Annotated in this window: 17 protein-coding genes and 1 tRNA gene; 2 read left to right on the top strand and 16 right to left on the bottom strand. The window is 45.1% G+C overall.

What is annotated here, in order from left to right:
- Positions 1-35: 35 nt before the first annotated feature.
- Genes OCV61_RS08290 through modA form a run of 3 tightly spaced genes read right to left on the bottom strand, consistent with a single transcriptional unit; the run spans position 36 to position 2,574 of the window.
- Positions 36-1,091 carry a sulfate/molybdate ABC transporter ATP-binding protein gene (locus OCV61_RS08290; protein ID WP_158421440.1) on the bottom strand — a complete coding sequence of 352 codons (1,056 nt, stop codon included), beginning with the start codon at positions 1,089-1,091 and terminating at the stop codon, positions 36-38.
- Positions 1,092-1,778, bottom strand: coding sequence for a molybdate ABC transporter permease subunit (gene modB, locus OCV61_RS08285; RefSeq protein ID WP_330382907.1), 687 nt, complete (start codon positions 1,776-1,778; stop codon positions 1,092-1,094).
- Entirely contained in the window at positions 1,762-2,574 is an 813-nt protein-coding gene (gene modA, locus OCV61_RS08280; RefSeq protein ID WP_158421438.1) for a molybdate ABC transporter substrate-binding protein, read from the bottom strand. Before modA ends, modB begins: the two co-directional genes overlap by 17 nt.
- 127 nt (positions 2,575-2,701) lie before the next feature.
- On the opposite strand from modA, the gene OCV61_RS08275 reads away from it, so the two are divergent.
- Positions 2,702-2,914, top strand: a complete 213-nt coding sequence (locus tag OCV61_RS08275) for a TOBE domain-containing protein (protein WP_158421437.1) — start codon at positions 2,702-2,704, stop codon at positions 2,912-2,914.
- Entirely contained in the window at positions 2,907-3,824 is a 918-nt protein-coding gene (locus tag OCV61_RS08270; RefSeq protein WP_158421436.1) for a helix-turn-helix transcriptional regulator, read from the top strand. The genes OCV61_RS08275 and OCV61_RS08270 overlap by 8 nt, the downstream gene beginning before the upstream one ends.
- 135 nt (positions 3,825-3,959) lie before the next feature.
- Here the strand turns inward: OCV61_RS08270 and OCV61_RS08265 are convergent, their stop codons facing one another.
- From OCV61_RS08265 to OCV61_RS08205, 13 genes are all read right to left on the bottom strand, one after another.
- Positions 3,960-4,886, bottom strand: a complete 927-nt coding sequence (locus tag OCV61_RS08265; RefSeq protein ID WP_262582751.1) for a hypothetical protein — start codon at positions 4,884-4,886, stop codon at positions 3,960-3,962.
- Positions 4,887-4,931: 45 nt separating this feature from the next.
- Positions 4,932-6,425, bottom strand: a complete 1,494-nt coding sequence (gene glpK, locus OCV61_RS08260) for a glycerol kinase GlpK (RefSeq protein ID WP_158421434.1) — start codon at positions 6,423-6,425, stop codon at positions 4,932-4,934.
- Between the two features lie 15 nt (positions 6,426-6,440).
- Positions 6,441-7,343, bottom strand: coding sequence for an undecaprenyl-diphosphate phosphatase (locus tag OCV61_RS08255; RefSeq protein WP_158421433.1), 903 nt, complete (start codon positions 7,341-7,343; stop codon positions 6,441-6,443).
- 214 nt (positions 7,344-7,557) lie between these two features.
- A complete protein-coding gene (gene carB / locus OCV61_RS08250; RefSeq protein ID WP_158421432.1) occupies positions 7,558-10,773 on the bottom strand; it encodes a carbamoyl-phosphate synthase large subunit in 3,216 nt (1,071 codons plus the stop codon).
- On the bottom strand, positions 10,773-11,849 hold the full coding sequence (locus OCV61_RS08245; protein ID WP_158421431.1) for a carbamoyl phosphate synthase small subunit: 1,077 nt from the start codon (positions 11,847-11,849) through the stop codon (positions 10,773-10,775). The genes carB and OCV61_RS08245 overlap by 1 nt, the downstream gene beginning before the upstream one ends.
- A gap of 349 nt (positions 11,850-12,198) precedes the next feature.
- Positions 12,199-12,282 (bottom strand) — tRNA-Leu (locus OCV61_RS08240).
- A gap of 64 nt (positions 12,283-12,346) precedes the next feature.
- A complete protein-coding gene (locus tag OCV61_RS08235; RefSeq protein ID WP_262582750.1) occupies positions 12,347-12,847 on the bottom strand; it encodes a signal peptidase II in 501 nt (166 codons plus the stop codon).
- 57 nt (positions 12,848-12,904) lie between these two features.
- The gene (locus OCV61_RS08230; protein ID WP_158421429.1) at positions 12,905-13,438 is read right to left on the bottom strand and encodes a zinc ribbon domain-containing protein; all 534 of its coding nucleotides are present in this window, start codon (positions 13,436-13,438) and stop codon (positions 12,905-12,907) included.
- Positions 13,439-13,519: 81 nt separating this feature from the next.
- Positions 13,520-15,013 (bottom strand): ATP-dependent Clp protease ATP-binding subunit ClpX, encoded by a 1,494-nt coding sequence (gene clpX, locus OCV61_RS08225; protein ID WP_158421428.1) that lies wholly within the window; start codon positions 15,011-15,013, stop codon positions 13,520-13,522.
- A 210-nt stretch (positions 15,014-15,223) separates the two neighbouring features.
- The gene (locus OCV61_RS08220; RefSeq protein WP_158421427.1) at positions 15,224-16,729 is read right to left on the bottom strand and encodes a S1C family serine protease; all 1,506 of its coding nucleotides are present in this window, start codon (positions 16,727-16,729) and stop codon (positions 15,224-15,226) included.
- 183 nt (positions 16,730-16,912) lie between these two features.
- On the bottom strand, positions 16,913-17,836 hold the full coding sequence (locus OCV61_RS08215) for a glycosyltransferase family 2 protein (RefSeq protein WP_158421426.1): 924 nt from the start codon (positions 17,834-17,836) through the stop codon (positions 16,913-16,915).
- Between the two features lie 133 nt (positions 17,837-17,969).
- The gene (locus OCV61_RS08210) at positions 17,970-19,571 is read right to left on the bottom strand and encodes an LCP family protein (RefSeq protein WP_158421425.1); all 1,602 of its coding nucleotides are present in this window, start codon (positions 19,569-19,571) and stop codon (positions 17,970-17,972) included.
- Between the two features lie 45 nt (positions 19,572-19,616).
- On the bottom strand, positions 19,617-21,020 hold the full coding sequence (locus OCV61_RS08205; protein WP_158421424.1) for an undecaprenyl-phosphate glucose phosphotransferase: 1,404 nt from the start codon (positions 21,018-21,020) through the stop codon (positions 19,617-19,619).
- Between the last annotated feature and the right edge of the window lie 104 nt (positions 21,021-21,124).

The following is a 21,124-nucleotide window of genomic DNA, read 5'->3' as shown; positions in this document are numbered from 1 at the left end:
CTTTAAGCAAAAAGGACTGGCAATATACCAGTCCCTTATTTTTTCAAAAGCATCAGATGTTCCGGTGGCAAATATAAATATGCGGGAAGATTCTTTCCTGGGTCCTCTTCAAAAGAATTCTTTGGACGCATCCACCACAGGCTTCCTCCATCTTTCAGCCTAGGATTCTGCACCAGGCACTGATGCTCAAAGGTAGTTTCTATGTATTCTGTTACTTTCACAGGCATGCAGTTCTCGCCGTCTTCTTCTCTTGGCTTGAGCCAGTGCCCACGGATCCCTACCCAGGAAATATCAGTAGGTACCTGTTGCACGGTTCGAAGGCTGATCCCCCAGTCTGCTGCAAAAATATGGTGGCTGTCGATCCTTTCTGCAGCAGAATAATTCTTACATCCTGTAAGCCTGGCTGCTTCTATCAGTCCTGGATTCTCAAAGATCTGACGGGTATTTCCTATTGTGAGAGTCTTCCCATCCTTTAACAGGATCAACTGGTCACAAAATCTAAAAGCCTCATCCCTGCTATGGGTAACAAGAAGCATATCTCCGGGATAATCCTTTAAAAATGTCTGCATATCTCTCTGAAGCACATCCTTTAAATAACCATCCAATGCAGAAAAAGGTTCATCCAGAAGAATCATCTCAGGCTCCCCTGTCATCATCCTGGCAAGTGCCACTCTCTGCTGCTGTCCGCCGGAAAGCTGAGAAGGCAGATGATCCTCCAGTCCTTCCAGATGGTATCTTGTAATATAATCCTGAACCTTTTTATCCCGTTCCTGTTTATCTTTTCCTCTATATCCACAGGCAATATTCTCTTTGACTGTCATAGTTGGAAAAAGGGCATAATTCTGAAATAAATATCCGATTCTGCGCTGCTGGGGCTTCAGATTGATCTTCTGGTCTGAATCGAAGATCGTCCTTCCATTTACAACTATCCTGCCTCTGTCCGGTGTCTCGATCCCGGCAATACAACGCAGCGTTATACTTTTCCCACTTCCGGATGCTCCCAGGATCCCCATGGTGGCACAGGTGCTGTCAAACTTCACACGCAGTGAAAAGCCTTTAAAGTCTTTTTCGATGTCAATACTTACCGCCATTTAGATCCACCTTCTTGTCTGCATTCCCTTACCGGAAATAATATTGATCACTGCAACGATCACAAAGGAAAGCACCAGAATGATCGCTACCCAGAAACCTGCTTTATCGTAATTGCCGGCTGCTGTCTCTGCAGCAATAGCCACAGAAACCGTCCTGGTCTTTCCCAGAATATTCCCTGCCAGCATGGATGTGGCACCATATTCTCCGATAGCTCTCGCAAAAGCCAATACCGTACCGGAAGCGATTCCGGGCCTTGCAGCAGGCATGATCACCTTCCAGAAGATCCTACTTTCGCTCATCCCAAGGGTACGGCCTGCATAGATCAGATTTACATCTACCTGTTCAAATGCAGCTCTTGCATTACGGTACATCAAAGGAAAGGCGATCACAGACGCAGCAATCACACATCCGGCCCAGCTCTGTACGATTCGTATATCAAAGCTGTCCATCAGAAACTTTCCAAAAGGACGGCGCAAACTAAAAAGCATCAGCAAAAAGAATCCGGCAACTGTAGGGGGAAGCACCAGTGGCATTGTAAGGATCCCATCCCAGATCCCTTTGGCCGCCGGACGCAGTTTCATGATCTTCCTGGCACAGAATACACCTGCAAAAAAGGCAATCACTGTAGCTGCAAATCCGGTTTTTAAAGAGATCCACAATGGACTCCAGTTAATGTTCTGCAACATATGGGGTAAATCCATACTCTTCAAAAACTTTCAGTGCATCCTCAGTCTGAAGGTATGCATAGAATGCTTCTGCAGCTGCCTTCTCATCATCATCTGCACTTTCGTTCTTGATCAGACCAATAGGATAAAGAACAGGTGTATCCAGACTGTCTTCCGGAGATTCTGCAATAATCTCTACAGAATCTCCCATAGAAGCAGCATCTGTAGCGTAAACAATGCCTACTTCATTACTTCCCTCGCTAACAGCAGTAAGCACTTCTGTTACGTTCCTGCCTTCATTAACCTCCATCTTCTCCACATCATCCATAATACCCAGATTAGTAAAGATCTCTCTTGCGTACTGGCCTACCGGTACATCCTCTCCTGCAAGTGCAATATTCTCTGCCTGGGTAATATTCTCAAAACCTGTCACCTTAGTCTCGCTGTCCTTAGGTTTGATCAGAACAACTTTATTCTCAAGAAGATCTACAACAGAATCCTTGTCAGCAAGCTCTTCATCCACAAGTGCATTCATCTGCTTGTCTGCTGCTGAAAAGAAAAGATCACAAGGAGCTCCGCTCTCAATCTGAGTCTGAAGTGTGCCTGAACTGTCTGCATTGTACTTAATGGACACCTCTGGATGAAGCTTTTCAAAATCCTTCTGGATCTCTTCCATGGAATTACTCAGGCTGGCTGCTATAAATGCATATACATCTCCCTTCAGTTCATCAGAGTCAGATGCTGCCATTACGTTTCCCGGCATAAGACCTATACACATCACACCTGTCAACATAGCCGCTATCATCTTTTTTTTCATGTCATTCTCCCTTTGTTGTGTTTTATTTAGTTTAGTTCTGTTTCATTCATTTTAAACAATTATCAAATCCTTGTCAATTCATTTTGACCGTGTTATCATAAAACAAAACAGAAAACGAGGGATCATTATGAAACTTAGTGCACGAAATCAGTTAAAAGGAAAAGTAATCAATATCAACAAGGGAGCTGTAAATTCCATTGTTTCCATCGACATCGGAGGAGGGAATATTATCACAGCTACCATCTCCTGTGCTGCAGTAGAAGAATTAAATCTGAAAGTAGGCTCAGACGCTTATGCGGTGATCAAGGCAACAAATGTAATGGTGGGAATTGATGAGTAAATTCTATACAGCCTTAGAAATTGCAGAAAAGTTAAAAATAAAAAAGACAACCGTATATGAACTGATCAAGAGAGGAGATCTGCAGTCTTCCAAAGTAGGAAAGCAGCTCCGTATCAGTGAAGAACAGCTGGATGAATATTTAAACAGGACAGAAACCAGGGAACCTTTGCATGTTCCCACTTTTCAGCCTGAAAGTTCCGTGCTGAAAAGAGATTACCTTCTCCATTCCAGCGGTCTGATCCTCAGCGGGCAGACAACCCCTGCCTTGGAACTGCTTCTTTCCCGTATGGCAGCCCATCCTCAGGGAATGCCGGTTCTTCAGTCTCACCTGAATTCCTACAATGGACTATATTCCCTGTATTTTGGAAAGGTTCATGCAGCTGCTGTAAGTATGAAGCCAGAAGAAGCTTCCTGCCTTGTTCCCGGAGTCCCGCTGGCCTTTGTATGCCTGTACCATTTTCCGATAGGTTTTTATGTTCTTCAGGATAATCCCAAGGGAATCTTTACCTTTCAGGATCTTGACCGTGAAGATGTGATCCTTGCCAACCGTGAAAAAGGCAGTACCCGCAGGATTTTTCTGGACCATTCCCTTATGGAGGCAGGTGTGGACACTGACAATATTTCAGGATATCTGAATGAACTGGTATCTGATCTTTCCACTGCCTCTGCTGTTCTTTCCAGACGTGCGGATGTAGCACTTGGGGAAGAAGCGGTAGCCAGAACCACTCCCGGCCTTTCCTTCCTGCCCATGGGAATACTGCCTATGTACCTTGTCCTGGAAGCTTCTTCTCTGGATAAACCAGGCTTTGCAGCGCTTCTGGAGATCATCCGGTCTGAAAGCTTCCTGTCTGACCTTTTTGGCCAGACAGGCTACGATGTAACTCATACCGGCGAAATTTTATATCTTTAAATCCTATGTGTGAATCATCAATCTGCTGCTCCTGTATTACAGGATATACAGACCATCATTTTGCTTCAAGAATGCCTCGGTATTACAGCCCCACACTTCCTGTGCGGGGCTGATTTATACGATCACATCTGTTATTTACTGCCAGTTTCCATCTTCGTCCCAGATAATATTGTCGGTCCAGTTCTCAGATCCGTCACTGCCGTCACCAGGGTCATAATCAATATCACCACCGCCCTGATTAGCGTCACCACCTGTACTGCCACTGTTGTCTGTACCGGTATTACCACCCTGGCTGTTTCCGCCTGTAGTGCCACTGCTGTCCGGTGTATTCTGTCCGCTATTGCCGCTATTATCTGTGGTTCCCTGACTGCCATTACCACTGTTGTCGCCAGACTGGCTGCCACCGCTATTGCTGGAATCCCCACCATTAGAAGAACCATTGCTCTGATTGTAATAATAAATACCTTGTTCCGAAGAACTCACATCCATACCGGAGGTATCTTCAGTACCTGTGCTGGATGAACTGTCCTTTGTATTCTTCTCACTGTTGGAGCTTTTACTTACATAAGTCAGATATACGATCCCCTGATCAGTATCCAGACGCAGTGATGCAGTCTCCATATCAGACAGATCTGCTCCATCAATCTCATATGTATTACCATTCTCATCTGTAAGGCGCATATCATAAGTAACCCCTTCTCCTGTCTGAGGGGTATAATACATCCTTACTTTCTCTGAAGCATGCACAGAAGATTCACTTGGGATCAGACTGTTTCCCCAATCCTCATTGCCGGATACCCGAAGATACAGCTTACGGAACTGTTTATCTGTATTGTTGGAAAGGTAAATAAACTTGGCCTCTGCAGTCTTCTTTCCAATCATTTTAGGTGCCGGTGTAACCGTAGGCGTAGGTGCCGGTGTTGGAGTCGAGGTAGGTGCAGGGGTAGCCGTAGGTGCCGGGGTTGGTGTTGGATCTGCCACAGGCTCACTTTTTCCACAACCTGAAGCCGCCGTCAACATAGTCCCTACGGTAAGCAGAACAACGATTTTTTTGCGTTTCATTATGATCACTCCTCTTTATATATCCAGGGCTGTCGCATTCAGTCCTTATTCTTTTGCCCATCCTAAAACACAGGAAACCGCCTTTTTCCAGGTCTTAAGAAGCTGTTCTCTTTTTTCTTCGGTAATAGATGGTGAAAAAATCTTCTCCATATTCCAGTTCTTCTGTATCTCGCTGCTGCCCTTCCAGAATCCGGTGGCAAGGCCTGCCAGATAAGCAGCCCCCAGGGCAGTTGTCTCTATACATCCTGGACGTACTACCTGTGCATCCAGAAGATCTGCCTGAAACTGCATCAGGAAATTGTTGGCGCTGGCCCCGCCATCTACCTTCAATGTGTTTAGATGGATCCCGGAATCCTTCTCCATAGCAAGAATCACATCGTGCACCTGATAGGCCAGGGATTCTACTGTAGCACGGATCAGATGTGCCTTCCCGGCTCCTCTGGTCAGTCCCAGGATCGCCCCCCTTGCATACTGGTCCCAGTAAGGAGCCCCAAGTCCTGTAAAAGCAGGAACTACGTACACTCCATTGGTATCTGACACAGACAGACAGTATTTCTCTGAAGCAGCAGCATTCTCCAAAAGCCCTGCTTCATCTCTGAGCCACTGGATAGCAGCCCCTGCTACAAATACACTGCCCTCAAGGGCATATCCAGGCGTACCATCTGCATTCACTGCCATAGTAGTCAGAAGTCCGTGACTAGACTCTACCATCTGATCTCCTGTGTGCATCAGAAGAAAGCATCCTGTGCCATATGTATTCTTAACATCTCCCGGTTTAAAACAGCACTGGCCGAACAAAGCTGCCTGCTGATCTCCTGCGGCTCCTGCAATAGGGATCCTGCCGCCGATCAGCTTCTCATTAGTATAACCATAGATACAGCTGCTTGGCCGTACCTGTGGAAGCATGGAAAATGGTATCCTAAAATAATCCAGGATTTCCTGATCCCAGTGCTTCTCATGGATGTTAAACAACATTGTCCTGGAAGCATTGGTGTAATCTGTTACATGTACTTCCCCTTTGGTCAGCTTCCATATCAGCCAGGTATCTACTGTACCAAACAAAAGATTACCCTTCTGTGCTTCTTCTCTTGCCCCTTCCGTATGATCCAGGATCCAGCAGATCTTGGTAGCAGAAAAATAAGCATCCGGAATCAGTCCTGTCTTATGTCGGATCACATCTGAGAAGCCTTCCTTTTCCAGCTTCTCGATCATATCTGCAGTACGTCTGCACTGCCATACGATTGCCGGATAAACCGGCTTCCCTGTACGTTTGTCCCAAACGATGGTCGTTTCACGCTGATTGGTAATACCAATGGAATGAATATCCTCTGCATCTGCGCCGATCTGCCCCATTGCCTCTATGGCAACCGACAGCTGAGATGACCAGATCTCCATAGGATCATGCTCCACCCAGCCTGGCTGAGGATAATGCTGTGTATATTCTTTCTGGGCAACACTGCACATCCTGCCCTCTCTGTCAAACAGAATACACCGTGAACTGGTCGTTCCCTGATCCAGTGCCATAATATATTTCCCCATTGCAGGATAACCTCCTTATGCCAGAAGTGTTTTACCGATAAAGTAGCCAAGCACCAATACGCCAAGAACGATCCTGTACCAGCCAAAGGCTTTGAAATCGTGGCGTTTGATATATCCCATCAGAAATTTGATAGCCAGAATGGAAACCACAAATGCCACTACCATTCCTATAAGCAGGATGATCACCTCTGTGGAGGTAAACTCAAAACCAAATTTCACAATTTTCAGAAGGCTGGCTCCAAACATAACTGGTATCCCCAGGAAAAATGTAAACTCAGCAGCTACAGTCCTGGAAGTCCCCAAAAGAATCCCACCAATAATGGTAGATCCTGATCTGGAAGTACCAGGAATCAGGGACAGCACCTGGAAGCAGCCAATGAGAAAGGCTGTCTTAAAAGACATCTCCTCAAGACTGGTACAGGATGCTTTTCTGTTCTTATTGTAGTTCTCAATTACAATAAAAAGTATACCATACACAATAAGCGCAATGGCTACCACCACATAATTCATAAATTTCTCTTCGATCAGATCATCAAAGGGAAGACCAATGATAATAGCAGGAAGGCAGGCAACAATGATCTTGAACCACAGAACCCATTTTTCCTTGTCACAGAATCTTTCCCTGAAAATAAGAATAGGCTGTGCCCATCCCGGCTTGTGGCTGATAGCTACCCTGGTTCGCTTGGACAGTGTCTTATTATAAAAAGGCCACAGCTTATGCCAGTACAAAACCACAACAGCAAGAATGGCACCCAGCTGAATCACAACCAGGAAAAGATCCTTAAAATCCTTGGTTACGTTCAGATTAACAAATTCATCTACAAGGATCATGTGCCCGGTACTGCTGATAGGCAGCCACTCTGTGATCCCTTCAACAATCCCAAGGATCACTACTTTGAAAAATTCAATGATATCCATATGCTCCCCTTTCCGTTGTCTTCCTGAAAATAACGATCTGTCAGTTCATGGAAAAACGCCTGTCAAACAGTTATCTTAAAGTACAATAAGGACGGAGATAATTGGTTCCCCGTCCTTTTTGTTTATATTACATCATATTTCTTCTGTAAACCTGTAATTTGGATTTTTCGTAATCGTTTAGTGCCTTTACTGTTGCAATTATCTTTAATCTGCTTTATCTTTTTGCGATAGTAGCGATATCTACCAGGGAAAGATTATGCACATCTGTATTTTCAAGACTGGTTACCAGCGCTTCTGCAGTATCAAGGCTGGTAAGCACATTCACACCTGTTTCAATGGCATTTCGACGGATCACAAATCCGTCTTTCTGATGATCGATACCCTGTGGCGGAATATCAATTACCACATCGATCTTATGGCCCAGGATCAGATCCATCAGGTTGGGGGCCGGCTGCTCCAGCTTGTTGGTACGGATCACACGGATACCATTTTCCTTTAAGGTCCTTGCAGTTCCTCTGGTAGCGTAAATCCTATAGCCTAAAGCTTCAAATCTTCTTGCGATAGGCACTACATCCTGCTGTTCCTCATCCCTGACGGTAATGATCATATTCTTATGCTTCGGAAGGCGGATGCCAGCACCAAGGAATGCTTTGTAAAGCGCCTCATTAAATGTTTCTGCAATTCCCAGACACTCTCCTGTGGATTTCATCTCAGGTCCAAGGCTGATATCTGCACCACGAATCTTTTCAAAGGAAAATACCGGCATCTTGATGGCAATATGTTTTGCCTCAGGCTGCAGACCTGGTGTATATCCCATCTCTTTCAGCTTATATCCAAGGATCACCTTGGTAGCCAGCGGTACGATCGGAATCCCTGTTACCTTGCTGATATAAGGAACTGTACGGCTGGATCTTGGGTTTACCTCGATCACATATACCTCATCCCCCAGTACAATAAACTGGATATTGATCATACCGATCACATGAAGGGCTCTTGCCAGCCGCCTTGTATACTCTGCAATGGTTTCTTTTGCTTTTTCACTGATGGTTCTTGCCGGATACACGGAAATACTGTCACCGGAGTGGATACCTGCACGCTCGATATGCTCCATGATTCCAGGGATCAGAATGTCCTCGCCATCACAAACCGCATCTACCTCGATCTCTTTTCCCATCAGATACTTATCTACCAGGATCGGATGCTCCTGTGCGATCTGGTTGATGATGCCGATGTATTCTTCCACATCCTCATCACTGACTGCAATACGCATACCCTGGCCGCCCAGAACATAGGAAGGACGAACCAGTACCGGATACCCAAGCTGGTTTGCCGCCTTTTTCGCTTCCTCTGCAGTAAATACCGTATGACCCTTTGGTCTTGGGATCTGGCATTTTTCAAGGATCTCATCGAACAGCTCCCTATCCTCTGCAGCATCTACATTCTCTGCAGAAGTTCCCAGGATCTTCACACCCATTTTGGTAAGGGCTTCTGTCAACTTAATGGCTGTCTGACCGCCAAACTGTACCACAGCTCCATCCGGTTTTTCAATGTTTACCACATTCTCCACATCTTCAGGAGTCAGCGGTTCAAAATACAGTTTATCTGCAATATCAAAGTCTGTACTTACTGTTTCCGGATTGTTATTTATAATGATGGTCTCATAGCCTTCTTTTGCAAATGCCCAGGTACAATGTACAGAGCAAAAGTCAAACTCAATACCCTGGCCAATACGGATAGGTCCTGAACCAAGAACAAGGATTTTCTTTTTGTCAGGTGTGGCAACAGCCTCATTCTCTGTGCCTTCATCTCCATACACGGAATAATAATATGGTGTTTCTGCTGCAAACTCCGCTGCACAGGTATCAACCATCTTATAAGCTGCACGGATGCCATATTCTGCACGGAGCTCTTTGATCTGTGCCTCTGTCTTTCCTGTAAGACGGGCAACGATATAGTCTGGAAATTCCAGTCGTTTTGCCTCAAGCAGAAGCTCTTTTGTAAGCTTTCTGGTCTTCAGGGCTGTCTCCATACCTACAAGGATTGCCAGCTTATCAATAAACCAGATATCAATCTGGGTTATATCATGAAGCATGGACTGTGGCATACCACGACGGATTGCTTCTGCCAGCTTCCAGATCCTGCGGTCATCTACGATCTCCAGCTCCTCCAGAAGCTCTTCATCTGTCAGCTGTGTAAAATCGTAAGACATCAGACTATCCACATGCTGCTCCAGGGAACGGATTGCTTTCATCAGGGCGCCTTCAAAATTATGGCAGATACTCATAACCTCTCCGGTGGCTTTCATCTGGGTAGTCAGCGTTCTCTTTGCAGTAATAAATTTATCAAATGGAAGCCTTGGGATCTTAACTACACAGTAATCAAGCATTGGCTCAAAGCTTGCATAGGTTTTGCCAGTAATGGCATTTGGGATCTCATCCAGTGTATATCCAAGGGCGATCTTAGCAGCAACCTTTGCAATGGGATATCCAGTAGCCTTACTTGCAAGTGCTGAAGAACGGCTAACACGTGGATTTACCTCAATAACACAGTATTCAAAGCTATCTGGCTTCAGAGCATACTGCACATTACATCCGCCGGTAATGCCCAGCTCTGTAATAATATTCAGTGCAGAAGTACGAAGCATCTGATATTCTTTATCTCCCAATGTCTGTGACGGAGCAACTACAATAGAGTCACCTGTATGCACACCAACCGGGTCAATATTCTCCATGTTGCAGACAGTAATGCAGTTCCCTGCACTATCTCTCATTACCTCATACTCGATCTCTTTCCATCCGGCAATACACCGCTCTACCAGTACCTCACCTACACGGGAAAGACGAAGACCATTCTCAAGAATCTCTCTCAGTTCATACTCATTGTGGGCAATACCGCCGCCACTTCCGCCAAGTGTATATGCTGGACGAAGTACTACCGGATAACCGATGGTATTTGTAAATGCCAGACCATCTTCTACAGTAGTTACCACCTTAGATGCTGCAACCGGCTCCCCGATCTTTTCCATGGTATCTTTAAATTCCTGTCTGTCCTCTGCTTTACGGATCGTCTGGGCAGTAGTTCCGATCAGACGCACATTATGCTCTTTTAAAAAGCCTTTTTCGTCCAGTTCCATTGCAAGGTTCAAGCCTGCCTGGCCTCCCAGTGTAGGCAGCACGCTGTCCGGCTTCTCTTTCAGGATCAGCTGCTCTACCACCTCTACAGTAAGCGGCTCTATATATACACGATCTGCAATGTCCTTATCTGTCATAATAGTAGCTGGATTGGAGTTCAGAAGAACAACCTCCATCCCTTCTTCTTTCAGGGAACGGCATGCCTGGGTTCCGGCGTAGTCAAACTCTGCAGCCTGCCCAATGATGATCGGTCCGGAACCGATTACAAGTACCTTTTTTATGTCTTTGTTTCTTGGCATCAGTCATTTCCTCCCATCATTTTCATAAAACGGTCAAACAGATAACCTGAATCCTGTGGTCCGGGGCAGGCCTCCGGATGGAACTGTACAGTGAAAATATTCTTCCCAACGTATGCCATGCCTTCATTGGTACCGTCATTAACATTGATAAATGCCGGCTGGGCAATATTTTTCTCTTCAAGTCCTTTTGCATCTACCACATATCCATGGTTCTGGGATGAAATATACACTCTGCCAGTTGTCAGATCCTTAACCGGGTGATTACCGCCTCTGTGTCCGTATTTCATCTTGTAGGTATCTCCGCCGGTAGCCAGCGCCATCAGCTGATGTCCCAGGCAGATTGCAAAAATCGGCACATCTGAATCATACAGTTTTTTTACTTCTTTTATAATAGAAGTACATTCCTTTGGATCTCCAGGGCCATTACTGAGCATGATCCCATCTGGCTTAGCAGCCAGAATTTCCTCTGCGCTTGTAAGTGCCGGATAGATCGTCACCTCACAGCCACGCTGGTTCAGTGAACGGGCAATATTTCTTTTTGCGCCAAAATCAAGAAGTGCCACCTTTGGACCGTTTCCTGGCAGGATCTGCTTCTCACGGCATGTTACTTTCTCTACAACCTTACCTGTAGTATATTTTTTTAATCTGGGGAGAATTGTGTCTAGGTCATAATTTTCATTGACTGTGATCATACCGTTCATTGTACCTTTCTCGCGAAGGATCCTGGTCAATGCCCTGGTATCAATTCCGGCTATACCGGGAATATCATGTTTGCTTAAGAAATGCTGTATTGTATCCACGCTTCGGAAATTACTTGGGATACGGGATAATTCACGTACAATAAAACCATCGATCCATGGCTGTCCTGATTCCTGGTCCTCATAGCAGATACCATAATTACCAATCAGGGGATAAGTCATACATACGGCCTGTCCGGCATAGGAAGGATCCGTCATTACTTCCAGATAACCTGTCATGGAAGTGTTGAAGACGATTTCACTGATAACTTCCCGGGTAGAACCAATACTCGTCCCTGTAAAAACATGGCCGTCTTCTAATATCAGAAATGCTTTCATACAATCTCCCTTTCTGTCGTCATACATATTCAAGAATACCTGCGCATTCTTGCTGCTCACCACCTGTAAAGGCGGGCGTCATTTCACATCTGATTTATCCTAAATCTTCAAGATTGTATCATAAGCCTTATCTTTTTTCAACAAAATTCAGGGCTAAAAATAATTCAGCTATGCCCAAAATAATATTGGAAATCCCCTGAAAACTGTACCTGTAGTTTTCAGGGGACACTGGTATCATCTTATTATATTCAAGTCGAGCAGCCGGAGATTGGACTCCCACTGAGACGAACCTGCTGTTACTCACCGCCTGAAAGAGGTGAGAGTCTTCCCGACTGAGATAAAAAAAGAATGCAGGAGATGGGACTTGAACCCACACGATCTTGCGACCACAGGCACCTGAAGCCTGCGCGTCTGCCAATTCCGCCACTCCTGCATTTCATATCTTTCAGTCGCTCTTTGCGACTGCCTGATTATAATACCTCATTCCATTTGGAATGTCAACATCTTTTTTTATTTTTTTTAATTTTTATCGTTTTATTTTTATGGGATGGCAATAAGCCAGACAAAAGCCACAGGCCAGTCCCAGCAATAATACAGACATCAGACAGATTAAAGACTATTTTTTGCAATTTCTTATGACTGGTACGAAAGCTGATATAATCTGTCACATACCCTTTTTCGCACCGATCCATATAATTAGACAGACCTCCGCCCATAACCATACCAAGACCAATTCTGCCAATCATAGGCTTCTGCTGAATATTCTGCCGCAGATATTCTCCTGCAGCAGCCCCTAAGGCTGCTGCGGAAATACCCTGACAGTTCTTTTGATCTTTCGGTCCTATACCAAAGGCCATACCTTCATTGTGACAGTTACACAGATATATCCTTCCACCAGGAATTTCCTTTCTGGTGCCCTGAAGGATATTGCTGTCCACCTGTTCCTTTATTTTTTTATCCAGCAGGTAGATCCATGCTGTAAGTCCAAGTCCTGTCATATCTGTCCTCTTCCCCATAACTGTCCATACATCTTATGAAACGAAGGAGTGTATCTCTTACTCCTGGGTATCCTCTGAAGAAGTCTCTGCTTCCGGTGCGCTTTCATCAGTTACATCCTCAGAAGTCACTGGTGCTGGCTCTTCTCCAGGTGCATCATCTTCTGCAACTGTTTCTGTTGCTTCTTCTGCTGTAGCCTCAGCAGCAACTTCCTCTTCCGGCTCCGGATTAGGGCATGCAGTTCCACAGAATGGGCAGAAAGACACATCCTTCTCCACTGCCCGCTTACAGGATGGGCAAATCTTGCGTCCTTTCAGATCTGCTGCAGCATCCTTGTACTCTGCGATAGCATCCATATGCTGACGAATCTCCTGACAAAGATTCTGAAGCTCTTCGTCCATCTGGACACCTCCGCTATAACGGCTGAAAACAAGATTACCAATATCACATTTCAGCTTCTCCACCATATGTTCCTCACTGGACACCTTACTCTGAATTTTCTGTGTCTCATAAATCTGTCCAGCCTTCTTGCTAAGATCCTTAGTTGTTCTTGTCAATGTTTCACTTAAACCATCAAAAAAGCCTTTTCTCATAACGCATTTCTCCTTTTCTTTTATTTGCTGCATGAATATATGTTAGATATTGGGGCAAAAAAGCCCCAACCAGTTGCCGTCTCAGGCCAGCAACGGCACTTCCTGCCCTCTTAAGAGGATTCTTGGTCCTCCGTTACCGTCTATATATTCTTTTGTAATGATCACCTGACCAATACTGTCATCCTTAGGGATCTCATACATGATATCCAGCATATATTCTTCAAGAATGGCACGAAGCCCTCTGGCTCCTGTATTACGTTCCATGGCTCTGGCTGCAATAGAATGCAGTGCTCCATCCTCAAACTCCAGACGAACCTCATCCATGGCAAGAAGCTTCTTATACTGCTTCAGTATGGCATTCTTAGGCTCCTGCAGGATCTCTACCAGCATGTCCTCATTCAGTCCATCCAATGTAAAGATTACCGGAAGTCGGCCGATAAATTCAGGGATCATCCCGAAATTGCGAATGTCCTCTACTGTTACTTTTGAAAGTATATGCGGATCTCTATCGTATTTATCCTTCAAATCTGCATAAAATCCAATGGATGCCTGCTTATTCAGCCTTTCCTTGATGATCTCGTCCAGATCTGGAAATGCACCGCCGCATATAAACAGGATATTCCTGGTATCTACAGTCACCATAGGCACCATGGCATTCTTGCTGTTGGCTCCTACCGGCACCTCTACCTGGCTGCCTTCCAGCAGCTTCAGAAGTCCCTGCTGGACAGCCTCTCCGCTTACATCCCTTTGGTTTGCGTTCTTTTTCTTTGCGATCTTGTCTATCTCATCTATAAAAATAATACCATGCTCTGCCCGTTCTACGTCATTGTCTGCTGCTGCCAAAAGCTTGGATACAACGCTCTCAATATCGTCTCCAATATATCCTGCCTCTGTCAAAGATGTAGCGTCTGCAATAGCAAGGGGTACGTCCAGAAGTCTGGCCAGTGTCTTTACAAGATACGTCTTACCACAGCCGGTAGGCCCGATCATCAGCATGTTGGACTTCTCGATCTCCACATCATCTTTCATGTCTGATGCCACTCTTTTATAATGGTTATACACAGCCACTGACATAACTTTCTTTGCTTTTTCCTGGCCGATCACATATTCATCCAGAGTGGCTTTGATCTTATGTGGTGCAGGGATCTTCTTCAGATCCAGCACAGGTTTTGCTTCCTGGGCTGCCTTTTTCTTACGGATCTTTTTTGGCTGTGGTCCCATGTTCAGGTTCCCCAGGTCGATCATACTGACGCCTGGCATATTCAGCAGGTCGCCGTAATTCATGTTGCTGTTGTTGATCTGGCTGTTCATAGTGTTAAAGCTTTTCTGCATACAGTCTGTGCAGATATGTATATCATTCGGAAGTTCGATCATCTTCCCTGCCTGACTTTCCGGACGGCGGCACAGGAAGCAGAAGTGCTCGTATCCGTCTTCCTGGTGGTCTGCATCATCCCCTGCACCAGCTGCAGATGAATCAGCTGTTGTGGATGGATCCGTTGTGTCTGCTGCTGTATCTTTCTCTCCGGCAGTATCTACTTCTCTGAAATCTTCGTAATCGTCAATATGCTGTGACATATTATTTCCTTTCTGTTGTTGTATTCCATTTGGATTATAGCACATATTTTCACACTATTGAAATAAAGTTTTTATAAAGTCTTTTTCATACATTCTACTGCAGGATGCAGGAAGAGCTGCCGTAACGTATCTGAAACTCAGATCCGCCAACGCAGCTCTCATGAAATGTCCTATAGGTAAGATTTTGATGTCAAAACACCAGAGGCCATATCAGGCATTATTATGTCCCTGGTTGTCTCTGGATGCAAGGGTAACGCTGATGGTCTGTTCTTTATATTCGCCATCATCCGGCCGTGCAACCACCACATCTATCGTTTCTCCGGCAGTATAATAAGACAGCTTCTCCACCAGATCTGAGCGTCCGCTCACTGTTTGTCCGTCAAATTTTACAATAATGTCGTTTTTCTGGATACCTGCCTGCTCCGCTGCGCCGCCTGGTGTAACTCTCATAACAAAAGCACCGGATGGCATATTGTACATCTGGATGGCACCTGCAGTAAGATCTGTCACCTCCACATCCAGATATCCGGCTTTGGAGGAACCGGACACCTTATCCCTTGTCTTCCGGTTCATAAGATCTTCTAAGATGGGCTGAGCCTCGGAAATAGGAATAGCGTACCCTGTACCTTCCACATCACTGGATGCATATTTTGCACAGTTGATCCCGATCAGTTCGCCCTTCATATTCAAGAGGGCACCACCGCTGTTACCAGGATTGATAGCTGCATCTGTCTGGATCAAATTGGAAGCGGTGCTTCCTCCTTCCAAGGTAATGGTACGATTCAGGGCACTTACCCATCCGGAAGTGACTGTCTGACCATAACCAAGGGCATTTCCTATGGCAACTACCTGCTCTCCTACCACAAGATCATCAGAACTGCCTAACTGTGCAATCTTGATCTCACTCATAGTATCTTCTGGGATATCCTTTTTCTCTACAGCAATCACTGCCAAGTCATTAGTTTCATCGGTTCCTTTAATCTTTGCAGAGACAGCATCGTCAATATTAATATCTCCGTCACCGCTGGCTACATTCCTTGTCTCTTTTTCTGCATTCACCACATCATCCCCGATAAAGCACACACTCAAGGTAGTAGCCCCCTCGATCACATGATTGTTGGTAGCGATCAGAAGCTCATCATCATTTTCTCCTACAATGATCCCTGACCCACTGCCTGTGCTTGGATATTCCATGCCATATCCAAAAAAGCTGGTAATCTCCTGAATGCTTACAGACGTAATAGCAACCACTGAAGGCATGGTAGCTTTTGCTACGGCTGCCACTGTGCCTTTTTCATTAGCTGTATCCTGCACTGAGGAAGTATCTGTGGTATTGTCTGAAGCTGCCACTGTCTCCGGAACTGATTCTGTAGTGGATACTTTTGTATCTGTGGCAGATGCTGTGCCAAAATATTTCTGAGACAGGATATTGGTTGCCTGAAAAACAGTTCCTGCTACCAGTCCGAATATCACTGCCAGTACTATCGTAGCTGCCAGCTTTTTCTTAAAAGGTACTGGCTTTCTGTCTTTGTCTTCTAACGTAACTTTCACCTTGCTGGTGTCTTCTTCATCCTGATCTTCTCTGGTCGTTTGCTGTTCTTCATGGAACCGATACTGTCCATATTGTGGTCTTGTATAGTGATAGGTTACATCCCCGGAGCTGTCATTTACTGTATTTTCCTGGGAATCTGTCCCCCGGCTTTTCTCCTCGTCCATATCCATCTGCTCCCTTCTGTCTTTCTCGCTATGGTAAAATAATCCCCAAGTCGTTTCCCCGTCCTTGCGTAATCACAAGTGGGTTCAGACCTTTTGACACTGTAATCATTACATAAAAAAAGTGTAACAATGAAATGTGTTTAATTTGTGATGGATATTTAAAAAAACAGTGACAGAAACCAACTATTCTTTTCTTTTCCAATATTCCCGATTCATTGTGCACTTAAGAACCGTTTTGGGCGACAGTTTTATATATCCCTTTCCCATTTTGTACCCCAGGTACTTGCTGCCACTTTGGAGCACCAGCTGCGGAATCAGCCATATATGTCCGCTTTTCAGAAGATAACCCAAAGTCTGCTTTACCAGCTTCATCCCCTCCCCTTCGGAAGGAACAGAGTCGAAGATCTCCGGATGCTCTGCCTGGGACACGCCCAGATCAAAATTTCTATGGAACTGCTGGCTACAGGAATAATTATGAGAATGGTACACACAGGCATCTGCCTGATATGCGATTCCATATCCTTTTTTAGCCATATTGCCTGCATAGATCATATCTTCATTAAAAATGGCCCGATCCACGAATCCACCTACTTCTTTGTAAATCTCCTTATTGTAAGCTGCACATACATTGGAGCAAAAATATGTCTTGATCCCGTATATGCCTGTATCCTTCTCCCATTTTACAGAAGAAACCGATGGATAATTAAAAGATCTGGTATAGCATTCTATAAAGCGGCAGTCCTGTTTGGGCAGCTGTCTTGCATATGCTGCCCCCACCTTTTCATCTGCTTCAAGAGGCTTTAAAAGATGCTCCACCAGGTATTCATCTGCCGGAAGGGCGTCCTGGGTCATAAAGATCATAAAATCAGCCAAAGACAGCTCTGCCGCCTTTTTCCTGGTGCCGCCATGATCAAAGTCAGACTTTTGAAGATGGTAAACCTGCAGCTGGCTGAACTCCTTTTCCCATTCCGGCTTCCAGCCGCTTTCTTCTGTATTCATCACAAGTATTCTGTGAATCGGTCTGGTCTGCTGATCCAGCCTTTTCAGAAGCTGATAAAAATCCTTTCCCGGATGGTACGTGGGAATGATCACATCTACATTTTTCATTCTTTTTCCTTTCCCATTGAATTGAAATAAAAAGGGCTGCTGCATAAATACACTTGTCAGGAATAATATACTGCCTTTTAGGAATATATATTCATTCACTGCAGATGCTTTATGCAACAGCCTACTTTATCTGTTAAGCGCCTTCCACGCTTTCATAATCAACGATCACATCATCCTGGATCACATCACCGCCGCCGGCATCTCCACCGCTGGTATCTCCTCCACCGCTGACATCACCGCCGCCACTGGCATCTCCTCCACCGGTAGTATCTCCGCCGGTGCCAGGATCTACATAGTCACCGCCTGTATTGCCTCCACCGGTAGTATCTCCGCCGCCGGTAGTATCTCCACCGCCGGTTCCAGGATCCACATAATCACCGCCTGTATTACCGCCGCCGCTGGTATCTCCTCCACCGGTAGTATCTCCGCCGGTGCCGGGATCTACATAATCACCGCCGGTGCTGCCATTATCACCACCACCGGAACTGTCTCCTCCGCCAGTAGTTCCTCCATTATTTGGATCCGAATAGCCGCCGTTTCCGTTATCCCAGGCATTGCCGCCGCTACCGTCATCCTGCCAGAAGAATTCATTATTTCCGCTGCCGTCATCCTCACTGACTGCAGGAGCCTCATCCTGAAGCTTGTCAGCGCCTCCTACGATATCAATGATCTTGGCACTTGCATCAAGAATATTCTGTGAAGGTGTATAATTCTCGGAAGAACCATACAGGAACTCATGAAGCTGCTTTACATTGGACTCCAGGGAATCCGCCACAATAATACTTCCTCTTACATTGGAGAACTTATAATTAAGCGGGAAACCTGTAGTCTGATCCACATGATATCCAAGAAGTGTTGGAATCATATTCAGGATCTCGGTCTTGGTAAGAGATGTTTCCACCATTGGGAACACCTCATCCATAATATTGAAAATAGTAGTCAGACCGGCTTTCTTCAGCTTCTGGGTCAACATCTGAATCACCTTACGCTGACGCTCTGTACGTCCCATATCCAGGCTGGCTGTATAGCGGATACGGCAGTAAGAAGTAACCTGCACACCATTCAAATGGTAAATATTATAAATAGCTTCCTCATCTTCAGGCTTAGGATCCGGAAGTTCTACCGGTGTATATTCCTTATCTGTTTCCTCTGATGTTTCTTTACAGTAACTGTTCATATGAACCATCTCTGCATAGGAAAGAGGGATCTCCAGGCCGCCAACTGCGTCCACTGCTGCAGTCAGTGCATTAAAATCTACAGTAGCATAATCCGTAATATTCAGATCCAGGTTGGTATTCAGCATGGAAATAGCCTGCTCCGGACCACCGTATGCATAAGCTGCATTTGCCTTGGCATAAGTACCATTGCCAATATTCAGAAGTGTATCACGGTAAATAGATACCAGACGTACCTCCTGTGTATCATTGTTAATGCTGGCAATGATCATGGTATCGCTGTTCTCAGAACCCAAAGAAGCATTCTTAGATCTGTGGTCAATACCGAACAGTGCATATGTTCTGTAGCCTGTCATCTTGGGAGCTGTATCATTAGTAACTATCTTAGAATCATCGAAAGCTGCCCGTTCGCCGGAAGATTCTGTTACTTTGTTCTTTACAAGCTTGTCCATCCTGGCTGAAATCTGTCCATACACATACAGTCCGCCAATAAACAGCAGAAGAACAATGATCTCAATTGCGAAGAGGATTCTCTTCTTCTTTTTTCCTTTTCCTGCCATACTCTTTTCCCTTCTTGGTTATTCTGCATCCCTTAGTATTCTCTGTTAGTATGCATTTTTATTAATAAATCCCTTAAAAAATGTAAGGAACAATATTTTGATATCAAAGCTAACGGTCCAGTTCTCAATGTAATATAAGTCACACTCAATCCTTTTACGGATGGATGTATCTCCCCTGTAGCCGTTTACCTGTGCCCATCCGGTCAGTCCCGGACGTACCTGGTGCTTCACCATATATCTGGGAATTTCTTCCCTGAACTTCTCCACAAAGAAAGGCCTCTCGGGCCTTGGGCCTACCAGGCTCATATCCCCTTTCAGGATATTGAACAGCTGGGGCAGCTCATCTATGCTTGTTCGTCTCATGAATTTACCAATGCCGGTAACTCTGGGATCATTCTTCACTGTCCAGGCTTTCTTCTCTTCTGACTCCGGCTGTACCTCCATGGATCTGAACTTATACATCCAGAATGTCTTATTGTGAAGCCCTACCCGCTCCTGCTTATAGATCAGCGGTCCCCTGGATGTGGCCTTGATCAGTATGCACATCAGCAACATCACAGGAGAAGCAACAATAATAGCTGCAATAGAGCCCAGAACATCCATGATCCTCTTTACCATTGCATTAAAAGTGTTGCTTAGCGGCACATAACGTATATTGATCACCGGAAGTCCCAGTATATCTTCTGTATATGGCTTGGTGGGTATAATGGTACTGTAGTCCGGAATAAATTTGGTATGAACTCCTGACTTCTCACACATGGCAACGATCTGCTCCAGCCGGTAATACTCAGAAAGGCCAAGAGTAATCGCAATCTCGTCCAGTCTGTTTGCAGGCAGTATCACCATCAGGTTTGCGATCCTTCCAATGACTTTGATCCCTTTGTAAACAGTACCTGCTTCTACGTTGTCATCCAGAATCCCCCGCACAATATAACCCCACTGAGGATTTTGTTGGATACGGTCAATGTATTCTTCTGCTGCGCGGCTATATCCCACAAGCAGCACCTGTTTCTGATTCAAGCCTTTCTTACGCATGTTGCGCAGGATATAATATACTGCCATCCTGGCACTAAAATCCAGGAAAATATTGATGCAGTAAAACATGATCAGCATGGAACGGGAAATATCCCCTTCCTCAATATAATACAGTACAAATGTGGTCAGAAGAATACCAAGAGTGTTGGCCTTGATCACACTGGCAAGCACAAGACGCCTGCCCTGCATACGCATTGGCTCATAAAGAGAAAATGCATGATACATCATCAGGTATGCCGGAACAATAAAAAGCAGTGCGAACATGTACTGTTCAAAGGATCGGGTACGCACTGCTGTCGCTGCAAAGGGGCCTATAAATCGTAATGCCCAGGCAAAAATATACGCCAGGATAATCATACAGGCATCTATTGCCACATGGAGAAGACTGAAATTTTTCTGGTTGTCCTTAATCAATTCCTGTCACCTCATTTTTTCGCTCTACTTATCTTATAATAGATGCAACATAATTGCAATAAAATCTTGAAATACAATTTATAAAAATTTCATGAAAAAGGATA

The sequence above is a fragment of the Blautia ammoniilytica genome, from assembly GCF_025566965.1.
GTDB lineage: Bacteria > Bacillota > Clostridia > Lachnospirales > Lachnospiraceae > Blautia_A > Blautia_A ammoniilytica.
The sequence above is the reverse complement of the archived record's forward strand: the minus strand, read 5'-3'. Positions and strand labels throughout refer to the sequence as shown.

Bases quoted from the DNA above. Each gene is read 5' to 3' on its own strand.
- OCV61_RS08290 (WP_158421440.1), bottom strand. From the start codon at position 1,091: ATGGCGGTAAGTATTGACATCGAAAAAGACTTTAAAGGCTTTTCACTG.
- modB (WP_330382907.1), bottom strand. From the start codon at position 1,778: ATGTTGCAGAACATTAACTGGAGTCCATTGTGGATCTCTTTAAAAACC.
- modA (WP_158421438.1), bottom strand. From the start codon at position 2,574: ATGAAAAAAAAGATGATAGCGGCTATGTTGACAGGTGTGATGTGTATA.
- OCV61_RS08275 (WP_158421437.1), top strand. From the start codon at position 2,702: ATGAAACTTAGTGCACGAAATCAGTTAAAAGGAAAAGTAATCAATATC.
- OCV61_RS08270 (WP_158421436.1), top strand. From the start codon at position 2,907: ATGAGTAAATTCTATACAGCCTTAGAAATTGCAGAAAAGTTAAAAATA.
- OCV61_RS08265 (WP_262582751.1), bottom strand. From the start codon at position 4,886: ATGAAACGCAAAAAAATCGTTGTTCTGCTTACCGTAGGGACTATGTTG.
- glpK (WP_158421434.1), bottom strand. From the start codon at position 6,425: ATGGGGAAATATATTATGGCACTGGATCAGGGAACGACCAGTTCACGG.
- OCV61_RS08255 (WP_158421433.1), bottom strand. From the start codon at position 7,343: ATGGATATCATTGAATTTTTCAAAGTAGTGATCCTTGGGATTGTTGAA.
- carB (WP_158421432.1), bottom strand. From the start codon at position 10,773: ATGCCAAGAAACAAAGACATAAAAAAGGTACTTGTAATCGGTTCCGGA.
- OCV61_RS08245 (WP_158421431.1), bottom strand. From the start codon at position 11,849: ATGAAAGCATTTCTGATATTAGAAGACGGCCATGTTTTTACAGGGACG.
- OCV61_RS08235 (WP_262582750.1), bottom strand. From the start codon at position 12,847: ATGACAGGACTTGGACTTACAGCATGGATCTACCTGCTGGATAAAAAA.
- OCV61_RS08230 (WP_158421429.1), bottom strand. From the start codon at position 13,438: ATGAGAAAAGGCTTTTTTGATGGTTTAAGTGAAACATTGACAAGAACA.
- clpX (WP_158421428.1), bottom strand. From the start codon at position 15,013: ATGTCACAGCATATTGACGATTACGAAGATTTCAGAGAAGTAGATACT.
- OCV61_RS08220 (WP_158421427.1), bottom strand. From the start codon at position 16,729: ATGGACGAGGAGAAAAGCCGGGGGACAGATTCCCAGGAAAATACAGTA.
- OCV61_RS08215 (WP_158421426.1), bottom strand. From the start codon at position 17,836: ATGAAAAATGTAGATGTGATCATTCCCACGTACCATCCGGGAAAGGAT.
- OCV61_RS08210 (WP_158421425.1), bottom strand. From the start codon at position 19,571: ATGGCAGGAAAAGGAAAAAAGAAGAAGAGAATCCTCTTCGCAATTGAG.